The sequence below is a fragment of the Nonomuraea sp. NPDC051941 genome (genome assembly GCF_044593615.1).
This window is the reverse complement of the sequence record NZ_JBIUCF010000018.1, coordinates 226769-249016: the sequence shown is the minus strand read 5'-3', so window position 1 is coordinate 249016 and position 22248 is coordinate 226769. Positions and strand designations below refer to the sequence as shown.

Sequence of the window (22248 nt, the reverse complement as noted above, 5' to 3'; positions counted from 1 at the left end):
GCTCGCGCTTGCCAAGCACGGGAGCAGCCCACAGCAGGCTACGCCCGCCCGAACTACCTGATTCCTTCAGGGAACCACAGAGAATTCAAGACGCTCGTGTAGGCGATGGCGTCGGCCGCCGCCGCGACCGCGTCCAGGTGCTGCTTGATCCTGCGCGCCGGGTCGAGTTCCGGCGACGAGATGAGCAGGAGCCGCGTGGCCCCCTCGAACGCCTCGCGCAGGCTGTCCGGCTCGTCGTAGTCGCCCCGCCGTACCCGGACGCCCTGCGGGGCCCGTACGGGATCGCGCACGACGGCCACCACATCGGGCCGAGCGGACAACCGGTCGATGACCAGACGACCGAGCGCCCCGGACGCCCCGGTGACCACGATCATGGAACTCCCTCCGACGAAGATCGGCCAAGTCAACCGCCCACGACCCGCCGCCTGCCACCCATTTCCCACCCACCCCGGCCACCGGCCTACGCCCCACCCTGGTCACCGGCACCTGGGGGCCCGACCACCCTCGGTCGCCCGGCCTGCGGGCCCGACCGGCCAACCCCGGCGCGGGCCCGACCGGCTACCCCCGGCTACCAGCCCGCGGACGGCCCTCTGGGATACTCCCGCGCATGACAACAGACGGGGGGCGGCCGGGGTTCGCGACGCACGGGATCGGGTCGGACCACCCGATGACGTGGACGCTGCGCCGCGCGGAGCCGACAGACGTCGAGGCGATCGCGGACCTGCGCGCGTCGGTCATGCGCCCGGACCTGCAACGACTGGGCCGCTTCGACGAGCACCGGGTCCGGCAGCGGTTCCGGGACGCCTTCTGCCCGGACTACACGTCGGTCATCGAGACGGACGGCGACTTCGCGGGTTGCGTGACATTCCGCCCGGGCGAGGACGCGTGGTGGTTCGAGCACTTCTACCTCGCCCAGGAACTCCAGGGCCGCGGCCTCGGCTCGGCCGTGCTGCGCGAACTGCTGGAGCGATCCGACGCCGAAGGCCTGACCGTCCGGCTGAACGTCCTGCAGGGAAGCGCCGCACAACGGCTGTACGAACGCCACGGGTTCACTGTGGAGACCGAGGACCCGGTCGACGTCTTCATGGTGCGGGAACCGGCAGCAAGCTGAAGGCCATTCTGAAGTGCCTGGGCTGCAGATCCCGGAGAGCCGTCCGATCAGCGCCAAGGCGGAGCTGATGCTCCCATTTCCTCCACGGGATTGTCGTGAAAGCGCAGTCCGTCCATCAGGTGATCGAGCGCGTGCGGGTCGTCGCCGTACCACGAGCACGCCGTTGAGCCTGTGGTGGATCCCCTCCGGCGAACACCCCTAGTGCAGTTGCCGGCAGGCGAGTGCACAGGTGGAGGGGCATCCAGAGCCCGATGGGACAGGTACTGGCGTGGCTGGGCTCAGGCGATTTTCCGAACGTGCGACGCCTCGGCGGAGAGCGGCGCGCCGTCTCGGCTGAGCGGGTGGAGTTCGGGAAGCTCCCGCCCTTGGTCGTCGACGAGAACGGAGTGCGACTCGTCCGGGGCGAAGGCGTGGCGCTCGCCCCATTGGCGGAGGGCGACGACGGCCGTGAAGAGGTCCAGCCCGGCTTCGGTGAGCCGGTACGTGTGCCGTCTGCCGTCGGCGGCGGCGCTCTTGTCAAGGATGCCGTGCTCGACGAGTTTGCGGAGCCGGTCGGTGAGGATGTTGCGGGCGATCCCCAGCCGTTGAAGGAACTCGGTGAAGGTCGTCGCCCCGTCCATCGCGTCGCGGATGATCAGCAGGCTCCACCGGTCGCCTATCAGGTCGACGGTCCGTGCGACCGGGCAGGCCGGGTCGGTCCAAGCGCTTCCTGCGGCGAGTGCGACGTCCACCGGCCCCCTCCAAGATGAGTTGCAATATGAAACCAGTATGCCCTAGCTTCAGATGAGTTGCATTTTGCAACTTACTGGAGGGTGATATGTCGTCAGGATTGACCGGGAGGCAGCGGGCCGTGCTCGCGCTGGTGTGCGCGGTGGCGGTGTCGACCATCTACGGCATCCAGCCGGTCATCGAGGCCGCGGGCCAGGACCTCGGGCTGGGGGAAGGAGCCTTGGGGTGGCTGGTCGCCGCCGGCCAGATCGGCTATCTCGCGGGGCTGGTGCTGCTGGTCCCGCTCGGTGACCTGTTCGACCGCCGCAGACTCATCACGGTGCACATGCTGCTCACAGCGGTAGGTGCCGGGGTGGCCGCCGCCGCACCCAGCGGTGTCGTCGCGATCGCGGGCCTGGCCCTGGCCGGACTGTTCGCCGTGGTCGTCCAGATCACGGTGGCCTACGTCGCCGCCGTTTCACCGGACGGCGAGCGCGGCCGCAACATCGGAGCGGTCACCTCGGGCGTGGTCATCGGGATCCTCGGAGTACGGGTGGTCGCGGGCACGCTGGGCGAGCTGGCCGACTGGCGCATGGTCTACCTCGTGATCGCCGGACTCTGCGGGATGCTCGCGCTCGCCGCCCGATTCACCCTCGAGGCCGACATCCGCCGCCCCCGAGCCCGGTACGGGCAGCTGCTGTCATCGCTGGGTCGTCTGGTCGTCGGCGACCGGCTCTTCCTCAGCCGGGGACTGGTCGCGTTCTTCCTGTTCGCCTCCTTCGGCACGCTGTGGAGCGGGCTGGCGCTCCCGCTCGGCGCCGCGCCGTGGCACTTGGGCACTACCGAGATCGGACTGTTCGGACTCGCCGGTCTCACCGGGGCACTGGGCGCGGCCCGGGCCGGCCGATGGGCCGACCGGGGCCTGGCGCCCTCGGTCACCGGCTGGTCGCTGGCCCTGCTCACGGCCTCGTGGCTGCTGATCGCCCAAGCGGGGTCGTCGCTGTGGCCGTTGATCGTCGGCGTCATCGTCCTGGACTTCGCCGTGCAAGCCGTTCACGTCAGCAGCCAGCACCTGCTCACCAACGCCCGCCCCGACCAGAGCAGCAGCGTCATCGGCGCCTACATGGCCTTCTACTCCCTCGGCTCCGCGCTCGGTGCGATCACCACCACCTGGGCCTACAGCGCCGCCGGATGGCCGGCCGCCAGCCTGCTCGGCGCGGCCTACGCCGCACTCGGACTCCTCGTCGCCACCTCGACCCGACGCTTCACCGCTCTACCGCAGGCGCGGCAACCACGTGCGTCCGTATCGGACACGTCCCGCTGACACTCGATGGCGCGTTCGCTTCTCGGGTCCTCCCGCGCCAGCCGACGTCACCTGAGGGAAGTGTCACATGACAGTTGTCACAGGGGTTCGTGTTAGTTGTTTCTACCGGCGAAGGGGCCCGGCGGGCGAGGCTTGACCTGCAACAAGGGGCAGCGAGCAGTCCAGATGCCCGCTGCCACTCCCATCGGATCTCGGCTGCGAGCCGAGGCGGAAGGAGAGTGGGCCCGATGGCCGAAAGCCTCTACATTCTCGGTGACGAGGACCGCAAGAAGTTCGCCAGGCTGATCGCCGCCGCGTGGTCGGAGGACGACGTGAAGACCCGTTACGGCCGCGAGCCTCGCCTGCTGCTGGCCGAGTACGGCATCGCGTACCCGGAGGGTGTGGCCACGCCGCCGCTGCCCCCGAAGCCCGCCGGTCAGTTCAGCATCGAGGAGCTCGAGGTCGCGGCCGGCACCGAGGCCCCGGCCGACGGCTGCTTCGGCTCCGCCAGCTCGGTCAGCTGCTTCACCGGCTGCGTCGCCACCGCCTCCACCTTCGGCTGCGCGGGCGTGGCGGAGACCTGACAGTGCCGCGGGGGGCGCGGTCCGGCCCGCGGCGCGCTCCCACGCCCTTGCCGTGGCACCCGGCGGCCCGCCGCCGCCGGGTGCCGCCCCCGCCCCATCCCCGGCCGGGCGGGCAGATGTCTCCCCGGCCGGGGCGGTGAGGGGCCCGGTGATCGCGGCCGGTTCGCCGGTGACAGCCAGGCATCGGGCCGGTCGTTGCGGGCCTGGTGGTCGCGGCGGGTTCGCGGGTGACGGTCACGCCTCCGGTCGGCGGCGTCGGGATGAACGGCGCCGGATTGTTCGGAGCGGAAGCCACGAAATTCCGATATGTGCGAAAAGTAACCAGTGATGCGTTGCCACCGCCGAGATCGGTTGTCATGATCCGCTTGTGACCCAGACAGGGGTTCCCGGTTCGAGGGTGACGGCTCGCGCGCCACTGGAGGTGCGGCTCGGCCGCGCGGCGATCGTGGCGTTCGCCGTTTACCTGATCTTTCCCACGTTCGGTTACTACATCGAGAATCCACACCCCTGGCGCATCCCAGGCATCCTTCTGGCGATCGCGGTCCTCGCCCTCTACATCGCGGCCGGCTGCACCGGCCCGCGCGGGCCGTGGCACCGGTGGGCGGTGGGGGTCATGGCGCTCCTGGTCTACCTGCCGCTTCCGTTCCTGGGCGAGTGGTGGGCCGCGTCGGGCGTCTTCCTCGCCGCGATGGCGCTGGGGCTCCTGCCCAGGCCGTACCCCCTGCCGGCGTCCCTGCTGGTGGCCGTCGCCGAGACGGCCAAGTCGATGGTGCTCGGCGACGATCTCGTGGGCGGGCTGTCCTGGACCCTGTCCCTCTCCGTGGCGGCCATCCCCCTGGCGGGTCTGACGCATTTCGCGGAAACGGCGCGGGTCCTCTACGCGACCAGGGCCGAGCTGGCCATGGTCGAGGTGGCGGCGCAGCGCGCGCGGGCGATGGGCGAGCTGGAGGGCATCCTCGGCAGCCGGATCGACGCCATCGCCGAGCAGGGCCGCAGGGCCGTCGCCGGCGTGGAGGGCGACGCGGAGAACGTCAAGAAAGAGCTGGGCCGCATGCTCGACATGGCCCGCGAGGCACAGAGAGAGATGCGCGGTTTCGCGCATCGCGAGCAGCGGCTCCCATCAGGAAATCCTGACTACCAGAAATGATGAACATCACGATATGTCGGTGTTAGTTGTTTCTGGCGGCTTTTGCCGCTGATGACGAATCTGGACCTCGTAGGCGGCCGCCCCTGACCCACCCGGAACCCCGGGGCCTCACCAGCGAGGTGACCTCATGCCAGAAGACCCCACCCTGTCCCCGGAACTGCGCAGGCAGATCGCCAGATTCGTCGCACGCGCCTGGTCCGACGAGTCGCTCAGGCGGGAGTTCGAACGAGACCCGCGCGCCGCCCTCGCCGAAGCGGGCGTCGACTGGCCGCGTGAGCTGGCCACACCCGACCTGCCTGACCAACCCGGCCAGGCCATCGACCTGGAGAGCCTCGAATCGTCCGCGGGCGGCGCCCTCGGCACGATCGGCACGGTGAGCTGCCCGACCGGATGCTTCTCCGGCGGACAGAGCGCCTGACGACCTCGCAAGGCGTGGTGGTGGGCAGTCCAGATGCCCACCACCTCGCCAGACCAGCATCTCACACACCCGCGGCGGGAGGACTTGTGATGACTGTGGACACGATCGGCTGGGACACGACTCAGCGCAGGGCGTTCGGCGAGCTGACCGCGAGGTCATGGCTCGACGCCGACTTCAGACTCCGGTACGAGCGCGATCCCCTCTCGGTCCTGGCCGAGTACAACCTCCGGCCGGCCGACGGGGCAGGCGCCCCGACGCTGCCGCCGGAGCCCGGCGCCGAGCTCGTCATCGAGATCCTCGACGGGTCCGCGGAGATGCCGCCGCCCCCTCCGTGCCTGCTCAGCCTCTGCTTCTGCCTGTACACGCCGACCCCGGGAGAGTGACACGCGATGACCATGACCGCGACGGAGGCGCCAGGAGGCGAGCGGATCGACGAGCTCGTCTCCACGGTGCGGGCCAAGGCCTGGCTCGCCGCGGCCGCGCTCATCCTGGTCGCGGGCTGCGCGGCGAGCTGGGCCTGGCTGGGGCAGGTCCGTGACGTGGTCGCCGGCACCGGCGTGCTGGTGGCCGGCGCCGGTCCCGTGCCGGTGGCCGCCCCCGTGCCCGGCAGCGTGGCCGAGGTCCTGGTCCGCGTGGGCCAGGAGGTGACCCCGGCGACGCCGTTGGCCGTGCTGGCCGACGAGCGGGGACGCAGGCACGTCGTGACGGGCACCGCGAGGGGACGGGTGCTGCGTACGGCGGCCCCCGGCGCGGTCCTGGCCGCGGGCGGCACCGTCGCGGCGGTCGACCCGGCCGCCGGCCCCCTGCGGGCGCTGCTCATGGTCGGCCGGGACAGGATCGGCGCGCTCGCCCCGGGCCAGACCGTCACGTTCGGCGGCACGTTCGGCGGCACGGGCGCGCGGGGCCGGGTGAGCGCGGTCGAACCGTACCCCGCCTCCGGCGAGCTGCTGCGCCCGCTGTTCGGCGAGGCCCTGCGGGCGGACGGGCGGCACCTGGTGACCGTCGACCTCGACCGGCAGGCCTGGCCGGGCGCCACGCTCACCCCGGTGTCGGGGGAGATCACCGTCGCCGTCGTCCGCCCCGTGGACGCCCTGTTCGCCGGAGGACGTCGTGGCTGAGCACGCGACCAGGCCGCGGCCGGTCCGCACCGAGCGCCGGCCGCAGATGGAGGACGCCGACTGCGGGCCCGCCTGCCTGAGTACGATCTTCGCCCACCACGGCCTGCGCGTCCCCGTACGCGATATCAGAGAACGGTGCGGAGTGGGCAGGGACGGCCTCACGGGAGCCGGGCTCAAGGCGGCGGCCGAGGAGTACGGCTTCACCATCGGCGGCTGGCGGGTGGAGGCCGACGCGCTGGAGAGCTTCCCCGTCCCCTCGATGATCTTCGTCGACCAGCGGCACTACGTGGTGCTGGAAGGCATGCGCAAGCGGTGGGCCTACCTCAACGACCCCGCCGTGGGCAGGATCCGGCTGAGCAGGGAGGAGTTCCGGCGGCGATTCAGCGGGATCGTGCTGGTACCGCGTCCGGGCGAGGGCTTCACGCCGGGAGGGCCGCGGTTCCCCATGGCCCGCTCGGTGCTGGCGAAGGTGCGGCCGTACCTGTCCACGCTGCTCGCCATCGCCGTCATGGCCTTCATGCTGGCCCTGCCCGCGGCGGTCACCGCGCTGCTGACCCGGCTCCTGCTGGGCAAGGTGCTGGTCGCCGGCGGCGCGGCCTGGTCCGCGCCCGTGCTCCTCGGGCTGCTCGGCTGCGTCGGCTTCACCCTGGCCGGCATGTGGGCGCAGCAGCGGCTGCTCGGCGCCGTGCAGCTGGCGATGGCGGCCGACCTGTCCGGCCGGTACGTGTGGCGGCTGCTCAGGCTACCGGGCGACCACTTCCACCGGCGGCAGACCGGTGGCCTGGTGACCAGGACGTCCTTCGGCGCGGGGCTGGCCCTGCTGCTGTCGGACCGGGTCGCCGCCGTCATAGCGGCCGTGCTCACCATGGTGGTGCACTCGTCGATCCTGTTCGCCTTCCACCCGGCCTTCGCCGCCGTCGCCGTGCTGCTGGCGGCCGTCAATCTGGTGGCGATGCGCGCGGTCAGCCGCCGCACCGCCCCGCACCAGCAGCGGCTCATCTTCGACGAGCACCGCAGGGACAGCATGGCGTTCAACGGCGTCTCGATGGCCGAGTCGCTGAAGGCCGACGGCGCCGAGGGATGGTTCTTCGCCAAGTGGGCGGGGCTGTCGGCGCGGACCATGTCGGCGGTGCAGGAACTGATGCGGGTCACGCAGGCGCTGATGGTGGTGCCCGCCGCGCTCGGCTCGCTCGCCGGGGCCACCATGGTGATCACCGGAGCGGTGCTGATGGCCCGCGGTGAGGTCACGATGGAGACCGTCATCGCGGCCCAGCTCCTCGTCGGCGCCTTCCTCGTACCCATGTCCTCGCTGGTCGGGGTCGGCGCCGAGGCACAGGTCGCGGTCGCGCAGACCGGCATGCTCGACGACGCGCTGCATGCCGAGCCCGACCCCCGCCACGCCGAGCCCCCCGGCGCCCCCGAGGGGGCGGGGGGCCTGCGCGGCACGGTGGAGTTCGACGGGGTCACCTTCGGTTACGACCGCCAGCACGGGCCGGTGATCGAGGGGCTGTCGTGGCGCGCGGAGCCCGGCCAGCGCATCGCCATCGTCGGCCGCACCGGCAGCGGCAAGTCCACGGTCGCCCGCCTGCTCACCGGAGCGGCCGTGCCGTGGTCCGGGCAGATCAGGTTCGACGGCGTGCCGAGGGACGAGATGCCCAGGGAGACGCTGTCCACCTCGATCGGCTACGTGGAGCAGAACCTGCAGGTGTTCGAGGGTACGGTGGCCGACAACCTCACGCTGTGGGACCCGACGGTTCCCGCGTACCGGCTGCGCCGGGCGCTCGGCGACGCCTGCATCGCCGAGGTGGTCCACCGCAGGGGCGGGCTGTCGGGCGGCTGGGTCGAGGAGCGGGGCCGCAACCTGTCGGGCGGCGAGCGGCAGCGCCTGGAGATCGCCAGGGCGCTCGCGCTGTCCCCCTCGGTGCTGGTGCTGGACGAGGCCACCAGCGCGCTGGACGCGGAGACCGAGGCCCTGGTGGACGCCAACCTCAAAGCCAGGGGCTGCACGTGCGTGGTCATCGCGCACCGGCTCAGCACCGTACGCGACAGCGATCTGATCCTCGTGCTGGACCGCGGCAAGGTCGTCCAGCGGGGAACCCACGCCGAGCTCATCGCCGAGTCCGGCCCCTACCGCACACTCGTCGAGGAAGCGGCATGAACGGCTACCCCGTCAGTGAGATCGAGCTGATCGACCCCTATGCCTGCTGGCACGTGGTCAGCGGCTCCGTCGACGTCCTGCTGGCGCCCGTGGACGGCCAGGGCCCCCGCCGCCGCGTCGTCCGCGTGGAGAGCGGGCAGCTCATGCACGGCTTCGCCGCCACCGACCTGCCGCGGGGCTACACCGTTCTGGCCTCCCCGGCCGACGGGACGTCGGTGCGCCGCGTCCGCAGGGACGCGGGCGCGGTGTCGGCCTGGGCGCGCCGCCTCCACGGGCCCGGCGCGCAGGCCGGCTCAGGCGGCGGCCGGACGGCGGCGCTCGACCCGCCGAGCGAGCGCGAGCTGCGCGCACTGCACCGCGGGGCGCTGGAGCAGGTGCTGCTGCTGGCCGAGGCGGAGGAGGCCGATCGGGACAACTGGCGCGTGGCCAGGGTGGCGGCCACGAGCGAGACGCTCCGGCGGTCGTTCGCCGATGTCGGGGTCGCCGCCGGCGCGCCGCCCTCCCCTGACCGGCCCCGGACGACCGCCGAACACGCCGCGAAAGTGGTCAAGACGCTCGGCGACCACTGCGGGTTCGCCGTGCGGGAGAGCGCCCCGGGCCCCGACGCCGGGTCGGCGTCCGGCGACCCGCTCGGCGCGGCGCTGGACGCCGCCAGGGTCAGGCACCGGCGGGTACGCCTTTCCGGACGATGGTGGCGCACGGCCACCGTCCCTATGATCGGCTTCACCCGGGAGGGCGGGCGGCCGGTGGCGCTCCTGCCGCACCGGGGCGGCTACCGCGCCGCGGACCCGGCGGCGGACCCGTGCCGGGTGACCGAGTCCGTGGCCGCCGGCCTCGCCCCGGACGCCTGGCAGATCTACCCGCCGCTCGGCGAGGGCGTCGCCACCCCCGTCGCGCTGCTCAGGTTCGGCCTGCGCGGCGCGGGCAGGGAGCTGGCCTGGCTCCTCGCGGCCGGCGGCGGCGCCGGGCTGCTCGCGCTCGGCGTCCCCCTGCTCACCTTCAGCCTGCTGACCTCCGCGTCCAACCCCGCCGACCGGCCCGCGACGATCTGGACCGCGGTGATCATCGCCGCCATGGTGTGCGCGAGCGCCCTGCTCCTCGCCGTGCGCAACTCTGTGCTCGTACGCGTCCACGGACGTCTCCAGGAACGGCTCGAACCCGCCGTCTGGAGCCACCTCATCTCCCTCGACCTGCCGTTCTTCAACCGGTACAGCACCGGCGAGCTGGTCCAGCGCGCCAACGCCATCTCCGACATGCGCAAGGCGCTCGGCGAGGCCGCGGTCAACTCCCTCCTCGGCGGCATGTTCTCCCTGTTCGGCCTGCTGGCGCTGCTCGCCGTGGACTGGCGGCTGGCCCTGGTCGCGCTGGGCGGGGTGGTCGCGCTGCTCGCCGTGCTCGCCGGGCGCGCGGTCCGGCAGCAGCGGCACGAGCTGGTCATGCACGAGCAGTACGGGAAGGTCTACTCCCTGCTTTACGCGTGCCTCGGCGCGATCGACAAGATCCACGTCGCGGGCCGGGAGGCCCAGGTGTTCGGGCTGTGGTCCCGGCTGTTCGCGACGCAGCAGCGCGCGGCCGAGGCGATCCAGCGCGAACGGGCGGTGTCGACGGCGATCGGCGCCTCGGCGCAGCCGGCGCTGCTGCTGCTCCTCGCCGCCACCGGCCTGGCCTGGGGCGTCCCGACGGCGTCCTTCGTGATCGCCGCCGTGGCGCTCGGCCAGTTCGTGCTCGCGCTCGGCCAGATGAACAGGGCGGTGGAAGCGGCCTTCGCCCTCCTGCCCCGGTTCGAGCGGCTGCGCCCGGTGCTCGAGCGGGCGCCCGAGACGTCGCCGGGCGCGAAGGACCCGGGCGAGCTGAGCGGGCTGGTACGGCTCAGCGGCGTCTCCTTCGCCTACCCCGGCACCGCGATGCGGATCCTCGACGACGTGTCGATGGTGTTCAAGCCGGGCGAGTTCGTCGCGGTCGCGGGCCCGTCCGGCGCGGGCAAGTCCACGCTGGTACGGCTGCTGCTGGGCTTCGAGCCGCCCCGCACCGGCCAGGTGCTCTACGACGGCGGCGACCTGCGCGACCTCGATCTGCGCCGCGTGCGCGCCCAGGTGGGCGTGGTGATGCAGCAGGCCAGAGTGCTCAGAGGCTCGATCCTGGAGAACATCATCGGCGACGTGCCCGGTGCGACGGAGGAGGACGCCTGGTGGGCGGCCCGCCTGGCCGACCTGGACGGCGACATCGCCGCGATGCCCATGGGCCTGCACACCGTCGTCGGAGAGGACAACGCGTCCTTCTCGGGCGGTCAGCTCCAGCGGCTGCTCATCGCCAGAGCGCTGGTGAAGCGCCCGCGCGTCCTCATCCTCGACGAGGCGACGAGCGCCCTGGACAACCACACCCAGGCGCTGGTCAGCCGGAGGATCGCCGAGTTGGACATCACCCGGATCGTGATCGCGCACCGGCTGAGCACCATCAAGTCGGCGGATCGGATCTACGTACTCGACCAGGGGAGGGTCGTCGCCGACGGCCCCTTCGAGGAGCTGATGGACGACAGCCGGCTCTTCGCCCGCATGGTCCGCCGACAGGAGGTCTGAGATGACGGTCTCGGTTCACGCCGGATACGCCGAAGCGCAGGGCGAGGGCCTGCTCGCGGTTCCGGGTGGGGACGAACGGCTGATAGCCGTGCTCGCCGCGGCGGCGCCCTTCCCCGAGCGCGTGTCGGGAGAGTTCTTCGTCCCCGTGGCGGGGCGCAGCCCGCGCCAGGCGTCCGAACGCACCACACGCTGGCTGAAGGCCGCCGTCGGCGACGACGAGGACGCCAAGCGGGCGCTGCTGCACCACCGCAGGCGCTCCGGCCGCGACCTCGGCGCCGGGCTCGTCGACGTCCGGCTCGCCGACCCGGGCAGGCTGCCCGACTGGGGTTACGCCCTGGTGGACTTCCTGCTCGCCCAGCCGCCCACGGCCGCGGCCGACCCCGCGTCCGGGCGGCCCGGCTCCCCGTTCGTGGCGTTCAGGCGCGCCGTCAACCGGCTGGTGGACATGAAGGACGGGACGGTACGCGGAGTCCCCGTCACCCCCGAGGCGTGCGAGGACATCGCGGGCCAGCTGATCGAGCGCCTGACGCAGGTCTGCTTCTCCGGCTTCGCGTTCGAGGCGCAGCTCGCCGGCACCGCCAACGACGTGTCCGCCTGGCTGCAGAGCCCCGGCCTGGACGTCAGCCAGTCCGGCTGGCTCGACCGGCTGGAGACGCTCCCGGGGCTGGCCTACGTCATGGGCATGGCCTGCCTGCAGTGGCGGCGCGTCGTTCACGAGCTCTTCGACCGGTTGAACGCCGACCTGCCGGAGCTGCGCAGGACGCTGTGGGGCTGGACCGCCCCCGGACCGGTCACGGGATACTCCGGCGACTCGGGCGACCCGCACAACCACGGCCGGGTGGTCACGTTGCTCACCTTCGCCTCGGGCGAGCGGGTCGTCTACAAGCCGAAGGACCTGCGCTCGGTGGTCGGGCTGATGGACGTGTGCACCCTGCTGAACAACCACGGGCTGCCGCTCACCCTGCACACCCGCACGGTCGTCCTGCGCGACGGCTACGGCTGGGAGGAGTACGTCACCGCCGAGCCCGCCACCGACGAGGACAGCGTACGGCGCTACTACACGCGCCTGGGCATGCTGGCCAGGCTCGCCCAGTTCCTGGAGTGCCGCGACCTGTGGGCCGACAACCTGGTCGCCAAGGGGGACACGCCGGTCTTCATCGACCTGGAGAACGTCCTCCAGGGCCGCATCAGCAAGCCCGCCCTCATCGGAGACCGCATCCAGTCCCTGTGGGGGCAGGTCGAGGAGACGGTGGTCAAGACCGCCGTCATCAGCTTTCCCCGGGTGATCGCGGGCGGCGTCCAGTCGCACGACATCGGGTGCATGGCCGGACTGCAGGAGCAGGTCGCGCAGAACCCCCAGTTGTACCCGCTCGGCTGGGAGGCGCCGCCGTACCGGCCCACGTGGGGCGCGGGCGAGCTGGCCGACCCGAGCCGCTACGCCGACGAGGTGGCCGAGGGCTACCGGCAGATGCAGGACTGCCTGACGCGCAACCGCGAGCTGCTCGCCGACGCCTGCGGCCCGCTCGCGCTGTTGGAGGACGCGCCGGTCCGCTACATCTGGCGCAGCACCTGGGACTGCGTCGAGCTGCTCGGCATGAGCCTCAGCCCGGGGGCGCTGATCGACGGGATGGCCAGGGAGATCACCTTCGCCCACCTGTTCCGCAGCGCCCGCGAGACGCTGCGGCGGGACCCGGGGCGCGAGGACATCCTGGAGATCGTCGAGCAGGAGATCGACGCGTTCCGCCGGATGGACGTCCCCCTGTTCGTCTCCAGGCCCGGCTCGGACTCGGTGTTCACCCCCGACGGCGTCGAGATCCCCGGGCACTTCTCGGGCACGGCGTGGCAGCGGCTTCAGGACCGCCTCGCCGACCTGGCGGGGTTCCCGGTGGACGAGCAGCTCGCCGTGCTGGAGACCTGCCTGGACTTCACGGGCGCGGGGCAACTGCCCACCTTGTTCCCCGGCCCCGGGCCCCGGCCCCGCACGGTGCGCGAGATCGGCCAGTACGTCTACGACCTGTCGGGCCGGCGGGCGGAGCCCGAGGCCGAGGTGCTGCTCGCCCGCGCCGGCGAGCTCGCCGACCAGGTGCTCGCCAGCGCCGTCCCGGTCGGCACGCCCGCGGGCGGCCCCGTCGGCGAGCGGTCCGGCTGGATCGGCGTGGTCACCTATCCCGCGCACGGCCTGGACCAGGTCGAACCCCTTCAGGGTGACCTGCTCACCGGCACCGCCGGCCTCGCCGTCTTCCTCGCCGAGCTGTACGCCAACACGGGCGCCCCCGGCCACTGGACGGCCGCGCAGGACGCGCTGGACGCCTCGGCCGAGTTCGCGACGCTGTCCACGCAGTCGGGCGTCTACCGCAGGATGTGCGGGACGCTCGCGCCCGTCGGGGCGTTCGTGGGCCTCGGCTCGACCATCTACGCGCTGAGCCGCTGCGGCGCCACCCTGGCCGACACCAGGCTCGTGGAGCGGGCGGTCGCGCTGGTGCCGCTCGCCGAGGCCCAGCTGTCCCTGCCGACCAGCGCCGAACCCGTGCTGGGCCGGGCCGGGCTGCTGCTCGCCCTGCACAAGCTGCGCGAGGCCGCCCCGACGGCGGTCCCCGCGGCCGAGGCGCTCGCCGCGCGGCTGCATGAGGAACTGCTGGCCGAGCTGGCCGGCGGCGGCGCGGCCCGGTCGCCGTACCCGCTGGGCGTGCCCGCGCTCGACGGGGTGCCCACCGGGGTGGACGGGCTGGTGTGGGCGCTGGCCGCCAGCGCGAGCGCGCTGGGGGAGGCCGGCCCCGGGAAGACCGGCCCCGGGAAGACCAGCGCTGCCGCCGCGCCGCTGCTGGCGCACCGGTTCGCCCTCGACACGCCCGGCTCGCTGCTCGCCGCCGTCGCCACCGCCCACCTCCTCACCGGCGAGGTGCCCGGCGACCTGCGGGAGCGCGTGGCCAGGTACTGCGCGCCCGAGGCCGGACGGTCCTGCGCGCGGCTCGTCGTGGACGCCGAGGTGGCGCTGCACACCGCCCGCCTGACCGGCGACGGGGCGCTGGAGCGGTCCGCCCGCGAACTGGCTGCCGAACTGCTGCGCCGCCGCGACCACACGGGCCGCTGGTTCGCCGACCGGCGGCGCGCCGACCGCCTGTCCCTGTCCGCAACCGACGGGCTCGCCGCGGCGGGGCTCACCCTCCTCCGGCTCGCCGACGACCAGGTCGCCTCGCTGCGCCTCGTGCACTGACCGAAAGGAACGTTATGGACGCCCGACCAGCTTTCCGCCGCCATTTCAGGGTCGAGGTCATCGAGGGAGACGGGGTCTTCCTGATCAACGAGCGCGACACGCACGTGCTCACCGGCCGGTCGATCGAGGCGGTGGCCGGCCTGCTCGACGGCAAGCACACCGTCGACGACATCCTGGTCGCGGTGGAGCCGGACGTCCCGCCGGAGAACGTCTACTACGTGCTCCACACGCTCAGGCAGCGCGATCTGCTGGTCGACGTCACCGAGGACGTGGATCGGAGGACGGCCGCCTACTGGGAGATGGCCGGACTCCAGGCGCAGGAGGCGGTCGCCGCGGTGCGCGGCGGGCGGGCCGAGCTGCTCACCGTCGGGGACGTGCCCGCCGAGGAGCTGCGGGACCTGCTGGTCGCCGAGGGGGTGGAGGTGACCGGCCCCGGGGAGGACGCGGCGCTGACCGTCGTGCTGACCGACGACTACCTGCGCGGAGAGCTGGCCGACGTCAACCGGCGGCACCTGGCGGAGCTGCGGCCATGGCTGCTGGCCCGCACGACCGGCCCCGTCCTCTGGCTGGGCCCCGTCTTCCAGCCGGGGGAGAGCGACGGCGGCTGCTGGCGATGCCTGTCCCAGCGGTTGGAAGGGCACCGGCAGTCGCTGACGTACGTGGAGGACAGGTTACGGAGCAGCCGCCCGCTGGCCCTGCCCGCCGCCGACCTGGCGCTGACCCGCGGCGCGGGCGTGCGGCTCGTCGCGGCCGAGGCGGCGAAGTGGCTGGCCGGGGCTAGAAACCCGCAGCAGCGCGACCTGGTCACCTTCGACACCATGCGCCTCGGCGCCACCCGCCACGAGCTGCGACGCAGGCCGCAGTGCCCGGAGTGCGGCGACGCCGGCCTCATGGCCGCGGCCGCGCAGTCCCCGGTCGAGCTGCGCTCACGGCCCAAGACCTTCACCGCCGACGGCGGCCACCGCTCCAAGCACCCGGAGGACACCGCCGAGCGGTACGCCCACCTGGTCAGCCCGGTTACGGGCGTCATCCGTGAACTCACCCGGATGGACACCAGGACGCCGTTCGTCAAGGCGTACGTGGCCGGGCACAACTTCTCCCGGGAGACCCGCGACCTCGCCATGCTGCGCAAGGGCCTGCGGACCCAGAGCGCCGGCAAGGGCATGACCGACCTGCAGGCCAAGGTCAGCGCCATGTGCGAGGCGATGGAACGCTACTCCGGCATCTTCCAGGGCGACGAGGCCAGGCGCACGGCGAGCCTGCGGGAGCTCGGCGCGGACGCCGTACACCCGAACGCCTGCTCGCTCTACAGCGACGCCCAGTACCGCACCCGCCGGGAGGTCCGCGCCACCTCCAGCTACTCCTACGTCAACGACCCCTTCGACGAGGACGCCGCGATCGAATGGACGCCCGTGTGGTCGCTGACCGAGCGGCGGCACAAGTACCTGCCCACCGGCTACCTCTATTACTACTACAACGACCAACGCTCCACCGGCCCGCTCTACACCTGGGCCGACTCCAACGGCAACGCCGCCGGCTCCTCCCTGGAGGACGCCGTCCTTCAGGGCTTCATGGAGCTCGTCGAGCGGGACGCGGTGGCCGTGTGGTGGTACAACCGCCTGCGGCGGCCCGCCTTCGATCTCGGCACCTTCGCCGACCCGTGGATCTCCGAGTTCCAGGAGGTCTACGCCGGTCTCGGCCGCGACCTGCACGTGCTCGACCTCACCAACGACCTCGGCGTCCCGGTGGCCGCCGCGGTCAGCCGCCGGGTCGACGGGCCGACCGAGGACATCCTCATGGCCTTCGGCGCCCACTTCGACGTGCGCATCGCCGTCCAGCGCGCCCTGGCCGAGCTGAACCAGTTCATCCCCGCGGTCATCGACGTCGGCCCGGACGGCGTCACCCGTTACCGGTTCCCCGAGCGCGACCAGGTCGACTGGTGGACGAACGCGCGCGTCGCCGACCACCCCTACCTCTCGCCCACCTCGATCTCCGTGCCCGCGTCCGCCTACGCCCGGCCGGCCACCGCCGACCTGCTCGACGACGTCGAAGCGGCCCGCGCGCTGGTCGAGGAGCGCGGGATGGAGATGCTCGTGCTCGACCAGACCAGGCCCGACATCGGCCTGCCGGTCGTCAAGGTCATCGTGCCCGGCCTGCGCCACTTCTGGCGGCGGCTGGCCCCCGGCCGCCTCTACGACGTGCCCGTACGGCTCGGCTGGCTCGCCGAGCCCACTCCGGAGGAGCAGATGAACCCCATCACGATGTTCCTGTGACCGGCCCCGTGGCTCTCTCCATGGTGGGGCTGCGCGAGGACGCCGTCGTCGAGTCCGCGGGCGGCGTGCTGACCATCGCGCAACCCTTCGGCACGGTCACCCTGCGCGGCCTGCCGCAGGCCGTCGAGTCGCTGCTGCGCGAGCTGCCCGGCACGCTGGCGGACCAGGACGATCTGGCCGAGCGGCTCCTCGCGGCGGGCGGCACCAGCCACGACGCTGCCCTGCTGTACCTGACGCTGTCGCGGCTGAGCGCGGTCCTCGTCCACGCGGTCGAGCCGCTGCTGCGGGTGGTGCCCATCGCCCGCGACGCCCGGTTCCGGCTGCCCGCGCTCGCTCCCAGTGACACCGTGCGCCTGTCGAGGTTCGCGCTCGTCCGCAGGACGGATCAGGGACTCGTCCTGGAGTCCCCGCTGTCCCGGCACCGCGTCACGCTCACCGAGGACGCCATGCCGCTGCTCTCCGCGCTCGGCCGCCCGGTCATGGTGAAGGAGGCGCCCGAGGCGATCGGCCACCTCGTCGCCGCCGGCATGGCGGTCGCGGGCGACGCCGAGGAGCGCGATCCCGCGCTGCGCTCGTGGGACTTCCACGACCTGCTCTTTCACGCCAGGAGCAGAGCGGGGCGGCACGAGCAGCCGTTCGGCGCGACCTTCCGCTTCCTGGACGAGACGCCGCCGCCACCGGTGATCAAGCAGCCTCCCGAGGGCGCCGCCGTCGAGCTGTACACGCCCTCCCTGGAGGAGGCCGCCGCGGCCGACCCGCCGTTCACCACCGTGCTGGAGTCGCGCAGATCGGTGCGCCAGTACGCCGGCCCGCCGACGGTCCGGCAGCTCGGCGAGCTGCTCTACCGGGCCGCCAGGGTCAGGCGCGTCTTCGGGCCGGCGCCCGGCATGCCGTACGAGGCCAGCAGCAGGCCCTACCCGGGCGGCGGCGCCGTCTACGAGTTGGAGCTGTACCTGACCGTGGCCCGGTGCGAGGGCCTGGACAGCGGCGCCTACTACTACGACCCGCGCGGCCACCGGCTCGTCACCCTTCCCGCCAGGGACGAGGACGCGCGGGCGATGCTGGCCGCGGCGAGCCTGGCCACGGGCGGGACGGCCAGCCCCGACGTGCTGATCACCATCACCTCGCGCTTCCAGCGCATGTCGTGGAAGTACTCCTCGATCGCCTACGCCGCCACGTTGAAGACCGTCGGCGCGCTCTACCAGACCTTCTACCTGGTGGCCACCGCGATGGGCATGGCGCCCTGCGGCCTCGGCAGCGGCGACGCCGACCTGGCCGCCCGCACCTTCGGCCTCGACTGGGCCACCGAGTCGTCGGTCGGGGACTTCCTCATCGGCGGCGCCCCCGCAGAGTCCGATCCGCACAGACAAGGAGACCGCTGATGGCCGAAAGCATCTACATCCTCGGGGACGAGGACCGCAGGAAGTTCGCCCGGCTGGTGGCGGCGGCGTGGCAGGACGCCGAGCTGCGGAGCCGCTACGAGAGCGGTCCCAGGGCCCTGCTGAGCCAGTACGGCATCGTCTACCCGGAGGGGGTGCCCACGCCGCCGCTGCCGCCCAAGCCGGAGGGCGAGTTCGACATCACCGACCTGGAGTCGGCCGCCGGCTCTTCCGAGCCCGGCACGGTCAGCACCATTCTCACGCTCACCAGCATGACCGGGCCGAGCGTCCCCAACACGACGGGCGACACGTTCTGAGCGATCGCGCTCTGCCCGGAATCCACACAGACAAGGAGACCTCTGATGGCTGAGAGCATGTACGTCTTCGGGGACGAGGACCGCAGGAAGTTCGCCCGGCTGGTGGCGGCGGCGTGGCAGGACGGCGGGCTGCGGGGCCGCTATGACGGCGACCCCAGGCCCCTGCTGAGCCAGTACGGCATCGTCTACCCCGAGGGGGTGCCCACGCCGCCGTTGCCGCCCCAGCCGGAGGGCGAGTTCGACATCTCCGAGTTGGAGTCGGCCGGCGGCTCTGTCGCGTTCACGACGGACGGCACGGCCAGCTCGATCGGCACCGCCCTGTGCAATTCGGTCTGCTTCGGCGACACGCAGTGAGCGAGACGGTGATCGAGGTCTCCGGACTTCGTAAACGCTACGGGCAGTTCACGGCCGTGGACGGCATCTCCTTCGACGTACGCGAGGGGGAGGTGTTCGCCCTCCTCGGCACGAACGGCGCGGGCAAGACCACCACGATCGAGATCCTGGAGGGCTACCTCAGGCCCACCGAGGGCACGGTACGGGTGTTCGGCGAGGACCCGGCGGGGCACCGCGCCCCGCGCGCCAGGATCGGCCTGGTGCTGCAGGAGTCCGGCCTGTTCGGCGACCTGTCGGCGGCCGAGACGGTGGCCGCCTGGAGCCGGTTCACCACCGGCGCCAGACCCGTGGCCGAGGCGCTGGAGCTGGTGGGGCTGTCCGGCCAGGCCCGGACCCGGGTCAAGCGGATGTCCGGCGGCGAGCGGCGCAAGCTCGACATCGCGCTGGCCACGCTCGGAAGCCCCGACCTGCTGTTCCTCGACGAACCGACCACGGGGCTCGACCCCGAGGCCCGCCACCGGGTCCGGGACCTGGTCAGGGATCTCGCGGCCGGCGGGATGACGGTGCTGCTCACCACGCACTACCTGGAGGAGGCCCAGGAGCTCGCCGGCCGGGTGGCCATCATGGACAAGGGCGGGATCGTCACCCAGGGCACGATGGCGGAGGTGCTGGGCCGGGGCTCGGGCCGGGTCGCCTTCGAGCTGCCCGAGGACACCGCCCTCGACGGGCTGCCGGTGGGCGAGCAGGACGCGCTCACCGTGACCGGGCGGCGGTGCGTGATCCTCACCGCCGAGCCCGAGTCGGTGGCGCACTCCGTGCTCGGGTGGGCGCATGTTCGTGGCGTACGGCTCAGCGGTCTGGACGTCCGACAGGCGACGCTCGAAGAGGTCTTCCTCGACATCGCCGGCGCGCGCGGGGAGGAGGCCAGGACGTGACCGCCTACACGCTCGCGCACTTCCGGCTGACCCAGACGCTGTTCTGGCGCACGCCGGTGTCGGTCGGCGTCGCCCTGTTCTTCCCCGTCGTGTTCGGCGGGCTGATGCCGCTGATGCTGCCGGGCGGGACCAGGGACGGGGCGCCGGTCGATGTCGGCATCATGACCGGCGTCATCGTGATGGGCATCGCCAACCTGGGTTTCATGACCCTGGTGGAGTCCTTCGTCGTGCGGCGGCAACTGCTGATACTCAAGCGGCTGCGCGGGACGGAGCTGCCCGACCTCGCCATCTTCGGCGGGGAGATCCTCACCGTGCTGTCGATCGGTCTGCTGCAGCTCGTGCTGATCGTCGGCCTGGCCAGGGTGATGCACGGTGTCGAGCTGCCGGCCAATCCCGCCCTGCTGGTGGTCACGGTGCTCCTCGGGCTCGCGGTGTTCGCCGCGATGGCCGTCGCGGTGAGCGGCAGGATTCCCGCGCAGGGCTCCACGGTCGTGGTGAGCCTGCCGTTCCTGCTGCTCGCCATCGGCCTGTCCGGGTTCGCCTACCCCGTCTCGGCGTTCCCCGGCTGGTTGCGGATCGTGTCCTCCTTCCTCCCGTTCGGACGGGTGGCCGAGGGGGTCAGCACCGCCTATCTCGGGCGGGACTACGTGGGACACGCCGGGGCCAGCGTGCCCCCCAAGGTGGGGATCCTGGAGGGCTTCCTGGTCATGTGGCCGGGGTGGCTCGTCCTGGCCGCCTGGCTCGTCCTCTCATTGCTCGCCGCGAGAAGGTGGTTCAAGTGGGAGCCTCGCAGAGGCTGAGGGGCGTCGGGCCGGGCACCGTACGGCTGGCCCGCGCCACGGCCGGGGTCTTCCTCGTCGGCATGGCGGCCTTCGCCGCCGTGCCGCTCGCGGAGGCGCTCGGCGTCTACTCCTCCGTCCGGGTCGTGACCGCGGTCGTCCTCATCATCGGCCTCACCGGCTGCTACCTGTGGCTGGCGGTGCGGGCCGTGCTCGACCGGGGTTCGCGGTGGGATCCCGCGGTGCTGGCGGTGATGTGCGTACCGGCCCTCGCCGTGCCGTTCGCCGCCGGGCCCACCTGGCTGAGCGTCGGGTTCATGCTTCCGCTCGCGTTCGCGGTCACGCTGCGGGGCCGGTGGGCGGCGCTGGGGTTCTTCGCCTCGCTGGCCGCCGGCCTGGTCCTGCCGGCCTCGCAGGACCTGAGCTGGGTGCTCTTCGGTTCCCTGCAGAACCTGCTCACGGCCGGCGCGCTCGCGGGCCTGACCATCTTCGCGACCTTGCTCGCCGAGTTGCAGCGCACCCGAGAGGAGGCCGCCAAGCTCGCCATCACCGAGGAGCGGCTCAGGTTCGCCCGTGAGCTGCACGACGTGCTGGGGCACAACCTCTCGGTCATCGCCATGCGGACCGAGCTGGGCACACGGATCCCGCCCGAGGAGATCGGGCGGCTGCGCCGCGAGCTGACGGAGATCCACGACATCGCCAGTCGCTCGCTGCACGACGTGCGGGCGGTGGTCAAGGGCTACCGCGAGATGTCGCTGGAGAGGGAGCTGAGCGGGGTGCGCCGGGTGCTGGAGACCGCCGGCGTCCGATGCGACTTCGCCGAACTGCCGCCCTCGCTGCCGCCGGAGGTCCGCGTGGCGCTGGCCTGGGCGGTGCGCGAGGCGGCCACCAACCTGCTGCGCCACAGCGACGCCACGGTCTGCCTGCTCGGGGTCGAGACCGACGGCGACCGCATCACGGTGACCGTCGCCAACGACGGCGTGCGCCCGGACAGCGACTCGATCGCCGCCGGAGCGGCGGACGCCGAGGCGACCGTGGGCGGGAGTGGCCTGGCCGGGCTCGACGAGCGGCTCGCGCAGGTGGGCGGGAGCTGCGGACGGCACACCGAAGACGGCTGGTTCACGCTGTCGCTGGACGTTCCTGGCCGCCTCCCGGCGGCCGCACTCACCTCTGCTACAGGAGACCGGAGATGATCAAAGTTCTGATCGCGGAGGACCACGACCTCATCAGAGGTGCCCTGATCGCCCTCCTGTCGGAGGAGCGGGACATCCGCGTGGTCGAGGAGGTGTCCAGGGGCGACGAGATCGTGCCCGCCGTCGTCGGCTCCAAGCCGGACGTGGCGCTGCTGGACATCGGGCTGCCGGGCATCGACGGCCTGGAGGCGGCGGGCCTGATCAAGGAGCTGGAACAGCCGCCCCCGGTGCTCATTCTCACCAGTGTCGGCACGCCCGGTAACTTCGAGCGGGCCATGGCCGCGGGGGTGCGCGGCTTCCTGGTCAAGGACGCGCCCGCCCACCGGCTCACCGACGCCATCCGGGTGGTGGCCAGGGGCGAACGTTACATCGACTTCGACGTGGCCGCCGACGGCGGCGAGCAGGAGATCGACACCAATCCGCTGACCACGCGGGAGATCGCCGTGCTGTCGGCCGTCGCGGCCGGTGGGCGGGGCAGCGACCTGCGGAGCACCTTGGGACTGTCGATCCACACGATCAGGAACTACCTCGCCGCCGCCCGCCTGAAGACGGGCGCCCGCAGCGACGAGGACGCCGTGCGCATCGCGCGGGCGAACGGGTGGCTGAACGAGGGATCGGCGGCCGCCGGTAGTTGATTCGCGGGCCAGGAAGGGGTCACGATCAGTACGAAATCATGATGCATCCGGACATGTGGGAGTCCGC

20 protein-coding genes are annotated in these 22248 nt (G+C 72.5%); 18 read left to right on the top strand and 2 right to left on the bottom strand.

Annotated elements, in window-relative coordinates; all coding sequences use genetic code 11:
• Window positions 1–53: 53 nt before the first annotated feature.
• The gene (locus tag ACIHFD_RS29600; protein WP_397369663.1) at window positions 54–374 is read right to left on the bottom strand and encodes an NAD(P)H-binding protein; all 321 of its coding nucleotides are present in this window, start codon (window positions 372–374) and stop codon (window positions 54–56) included.
• 233 nt (window positions 375–607) lie between these two features.
• On the opposite strand from ACIHFD_RS29600, the gene ACIHFD_RS29595 reads away from it, so the two are divergent.
• A complete protein-coding gene (locus ACIHFD_RS29595; protein ID WP_397369662.1) occupies window positions 608–1111 on the top strand; it encodes a GNAT family N-acetyltransferase in 504 nt (167 codons plus the stop codon).
• Between the two features lie 278 nt (window positions 1112–1389).
• Here the strand turns inward: ACIHFD_RS29595 and ACIHFD_RS29590 are convergent, their stop codons facing one another.
• Complete coding sequence (locus ACIHFD_RS29590) at window positions 1390–1842, bottom strand: helix-turn-helix domain-containing protein (protein WP_364259290.1); 453 nt, start codon at window positions 1840–1842, stop codon at window positions 1390–1392.
• A gap of 86 nt (window positions 1843–1928) precedes the next feature.
• On the opposite strand from ACIHFD_RS29590, the gene ACIHFD_RS29585 reads away from it, so the two are divergent.
• The 17 genes from ACIHFD_RS29585 (at window position 1929) to ACIHFD_RS29505 (ending at window position 22181) form a co-directional block, all read left to right on the top strand.
• A complete protein-coding gene (locus ACIHFD_RS29585; RefSeq protein WP_397369661.1) occupies window positions 1929–3143 on the top strand; it encodes an MFS transporter in 1215 nt (404 codons plus the stop codon).
• A 227-nt stretch (window positions 3144–3370) separates the two neighbouring features.
• On the top strand, window positions 3371–3706 hold the full coding sequence (locus ACIHFD_RS29580; protein WP_397369660.1) for a thiocillin family RiPP: 336 nt from the start codon (window positions 3371–3373) through the stop codon (window positions 3704–3706).
• 367 nt (window positions 3707–4073) lie between these two features.
• Window positions 4074–4853: a hypothetical protein gene (locus ACIHFD_RS29575; RefSeq protein ID WP_397369659.1), complete on the top strand. Its 780-nt coding sequence runs from the start codon at window positions 4074–4076 to the stop codon at window positions 4851–4853.
• Window positions 4854–4980: 127 nt separating this feature from the next.
• Window positions 4981–5271: a hypothetical protein gene (locus ACIHFD_RS29570; RefSeq protein ID WP_397369658.1), complete on the top strand. Its 291-nt coding sequence runs from the start codon at window positions 4981–4983 to the stop codon at window positions 5269–5271.
• A gap of 89 nt (window positions 5272–5360) precedes the next feature.
• On the top strand, window positions 5361–5654 hold the full coding sequence (locus ACIHFD_RS29565; protein WP_350736926.1) for a hypothetical protein: 294 nt from the start codon (window positions 5361–5363) through the stop codon (window positions 5652–5654).
• A gap of 6 nt (window positions 5655–5660) precedes the next feature.
• Window positions 5661–6389: a hypothetical protein gene (locus ACIHFD_RS29560; protein WP_397369657.1), complete on the top strand. Its 729-nt coding sequence runs from the start codon at window positions 5661–5663 to the stop codon at window positions 6387–6389.
• A complete protein-coding gene (locus ACIHFD_RS29555; RefSeq protein ID WP_397369656.1) occupies window positions 6382–8547 on the top strand; it encodes a cysteine peptidase family C39 domain-containing protein in 2166 nt (721 codons plus the stop codon). Before ACIHFD_RS29560 ends, ACIHFD_RS29555 begins: the two co-directional genes overlap by 8 nt.
• Window positions 8544–11123 (top strand): ATP-binding cassette domain-containing protein, encoded by a 2580-nt coding sequence (locus tag ACIHFD_RS29550; protein ID WP_397369655.1) that lies wholly within the window; start codon window positions 8544–8546, stop codon window positions 11121–11123. The genes ACIHFD_RS29555 and ACIHFD_RS29550 overlap by 4 nt, the downstream gene beginning before the upstream one ends.
• Window position 11124: 1 nt before the next feature.
• Window positions 11125–14337: a type 2 lanthipeptide synthetase LanM gene (gene lanM, locus ACIHFD_RS29545; protein WP_397369654.1), complete on the top strand. Its 3213-nt coding sequence runs from the start codon at window positions 11125–11127 to the stop codon at window positions 14335–14337.
• Between the two features lie 14 nt (window positions 14338–14351).
• The gene (locus tag ACIHFD_RS29540) at window positions 14352–16610 is read left to right on the top strand and encodes a TOMM precursor leader peptide-binding protein (RefSeq protein ID WP_397369653.1); all 2259 of its coding nucleotides are present in this window, start codon (window positions 14352–14354) and stop codon (window positions 16608–16610) included.
• Entirely contained in the window at window positions 16607–17992 is a 1386-nt protein-coding gene (locus ACIHFD_RS29535; RefSeq protein ID WP_397369652.1) for a SagB family peptide dehydrogenase, read from the top strand. Before ACIHFD_RS29540 ends, ACIHFD_RS29535 begins: the two co-directional genes overlap by 4 nt.
• Window positions 17992–18306: a hypothetical protein gene (locus ACIHFD_RS29530; RefSeq protein ID WP_350736943.1), complete on the top strand. Its 315-nt coding sequence runs from the start codon at window positions 17992–17994 to the stop codon at window positions 18304–18306. The genes ACIHFD_RS29535 and ACIHFD_RS29530 overlap by 1 nt, the downstream gene beginning before the upstream one ends.
• Before the next feature lie 45 nt (window positions 18307–18351).
• Window positions 18352–18660, top strand: a complete 309-nt coding sequence (locus ACIHFD_RS29525) for a hypothetical protein (RefSeq protein ID WP_397369651.1) — start codon at window positions 18352–18354, stop codon at window positions 18658–18660.
• Window positions 18657–19574: an ABC transporter ATP-binding protein gene (locus tag ACIHFD_RS29520; RefSeq protein WP_397369650.1), complete on the top strand. Its 918-nt coding sequence runs from the start codon at window positions 18657–18659 to the stop codon at window positions 19572–19574. The genes ACIHFD_RS29525 and ACIHFD_RS29520 overlap by 4 nt, the downstream gene beginning before the upstream one ends.
• Window positions 19571–20374 (top strand): ABC transporter permease, encoded by an 804-nt coding sequence (locus ACIHFD_RS29515; RefSeq protein ID WP_397369649.1) that lies wholly within the window; start codon window positions 19571–19573, stop codon window positions 20372–20374. The genes ACIHFD_RS29520 and ACIHFD_RS29515 overlap by 4 nt, the downstream gene beginning before the upstream one ends.
• Window positions 20353–21546 carry a sensor histidine kinase gene (locus ACIHFD_RS29510; RefSeq protein WP_397369648.1) on the top strand — a complete coding sequence of 398 codons (1194 nt, stop codon included), beginning with the start codon at window positions 20353–20355 and terminating at the stop codon, window positions 21544–21546. The genes ACIHFD_RS29515 and ACIHFD_RS29510 overlap by 22 nt, the downstream gene beginning before the upstream one ends.
• Complete coding sequence (locus ACIHFD_RS29505; protein WP_355201267.1) at window positions 21543–22181, top strand: response regulator transcription factor; 639 nt, start codon at window positions 21543–21545, stop codon at window positions 22179–22181. The genes ACIHFD_RS29510 and ACIHFD_RS29505 overlap by 4 nt, the downstream gene beginning before the upstream one ends.
• Window positions 22182–22248: the final 67 nt, after the last annotated feature.

What these genes read in the sequence shown, in the direction of transcription:
- ACIHFD_RS29565 (WP_350736926.1), top strand. Translation starts at nt 5,361, where the DNA reads ATGACTGTGGACACGATCGGCTGGGACACGACTCAGCGCAGGGCGTTC.
- ACIHFD_RS29540 (WP_397369653.1), top strand. Translation starts at nt 14,352, where the DNA reads ATGGACGCCCGACCAGCTTTCCGCCGCCATTTCAGGGTCGAGGTCATC.
- ACIHFD_RS29595 (WP_397369662.1), top strand. Translation starts at nt 608, where the DNA reads ATGACAACAGACGGGGGGCGGCCGGGGTTCGCGACGCACGGGATCGGG.
- ACIHFD_RS29600 (WP_397369663.1), bottom strand. Translation starts at nt 374, where the DNA reads ATGATCGTGGTCACCGGGGCGTCCGGGGCGCTCGGTCGTCTGGTCATC.
- ACIHFD_RS29550 (WP_397369655.1), top strand. Translation starts at nt 8,544, where the DNA reads ATGAACGGCTACCCCGTCAGTGAGATCGAGCTGATCGACCCCTATGCC.
- ACIHFD_RS29530 (WP_350736943.1), top strand. Translation starts at nt 17,992, where the DNA reads ATGGCCGAAAGCATCTACATCCTCGGGGACGAGGACCGCAGGAAGTTC.
- ACIHFD_RS29585 (WP_397369661.1), top strand. Translation starts at nt 1,929, where the DNA reads ATGTCGTCAGGATTGACCGGGAGGCAGCGGGCCGTGCTCGCGCTGGTG.
- ACIHFD_RS29580 (WP_397369660.1), top strand. Translation starts at nt 3,371, where the DNA reads ATGGCCGAAAGCCTCTACATTCTCGGTGACGAGGACCGCAAGAAGTTC.
- lanM (WP_397369654.1), top strand. Translation starts at nt 11,125, where the DNA reads ATGACGGTCTCGGTTCACGCCGGATACGCCGAAGCGCAGGGCGAGGGC.
- ACIHFD_RS29570 (WP_397369658.1), top strand. Translation starts at nt 4,981, where the DNA reads ATGCCAGAAGACCCCACCCTGTCCCCGGAACTGCGCAGGCAGATCGCC.
- ACIHFD_RS29525 (WP_397369651.1), top strand. Translation starts at nt 18,352, where the DNA reads ATGGCTGAGAGCATGTACGTCTTCGGGGACGAGGACCGCAGGAAGTTC.
- ACIHFD_RS29505 (WP_355201267.1), top strand. Translation starts at nt 21,543, where the DNA reads ATGATCAAAGTTCTGATCGCGGAGGACCACGACCTCATCAGAGGTGCC.
- ACIHFD_RS29560 (WP_397369657.1), top strand. Translation starts at nt 5,661, where the DNA reads ATGACCATGACCGCGACGGAGGCGCCAGGAGGCGAGCGGATCGACGAG.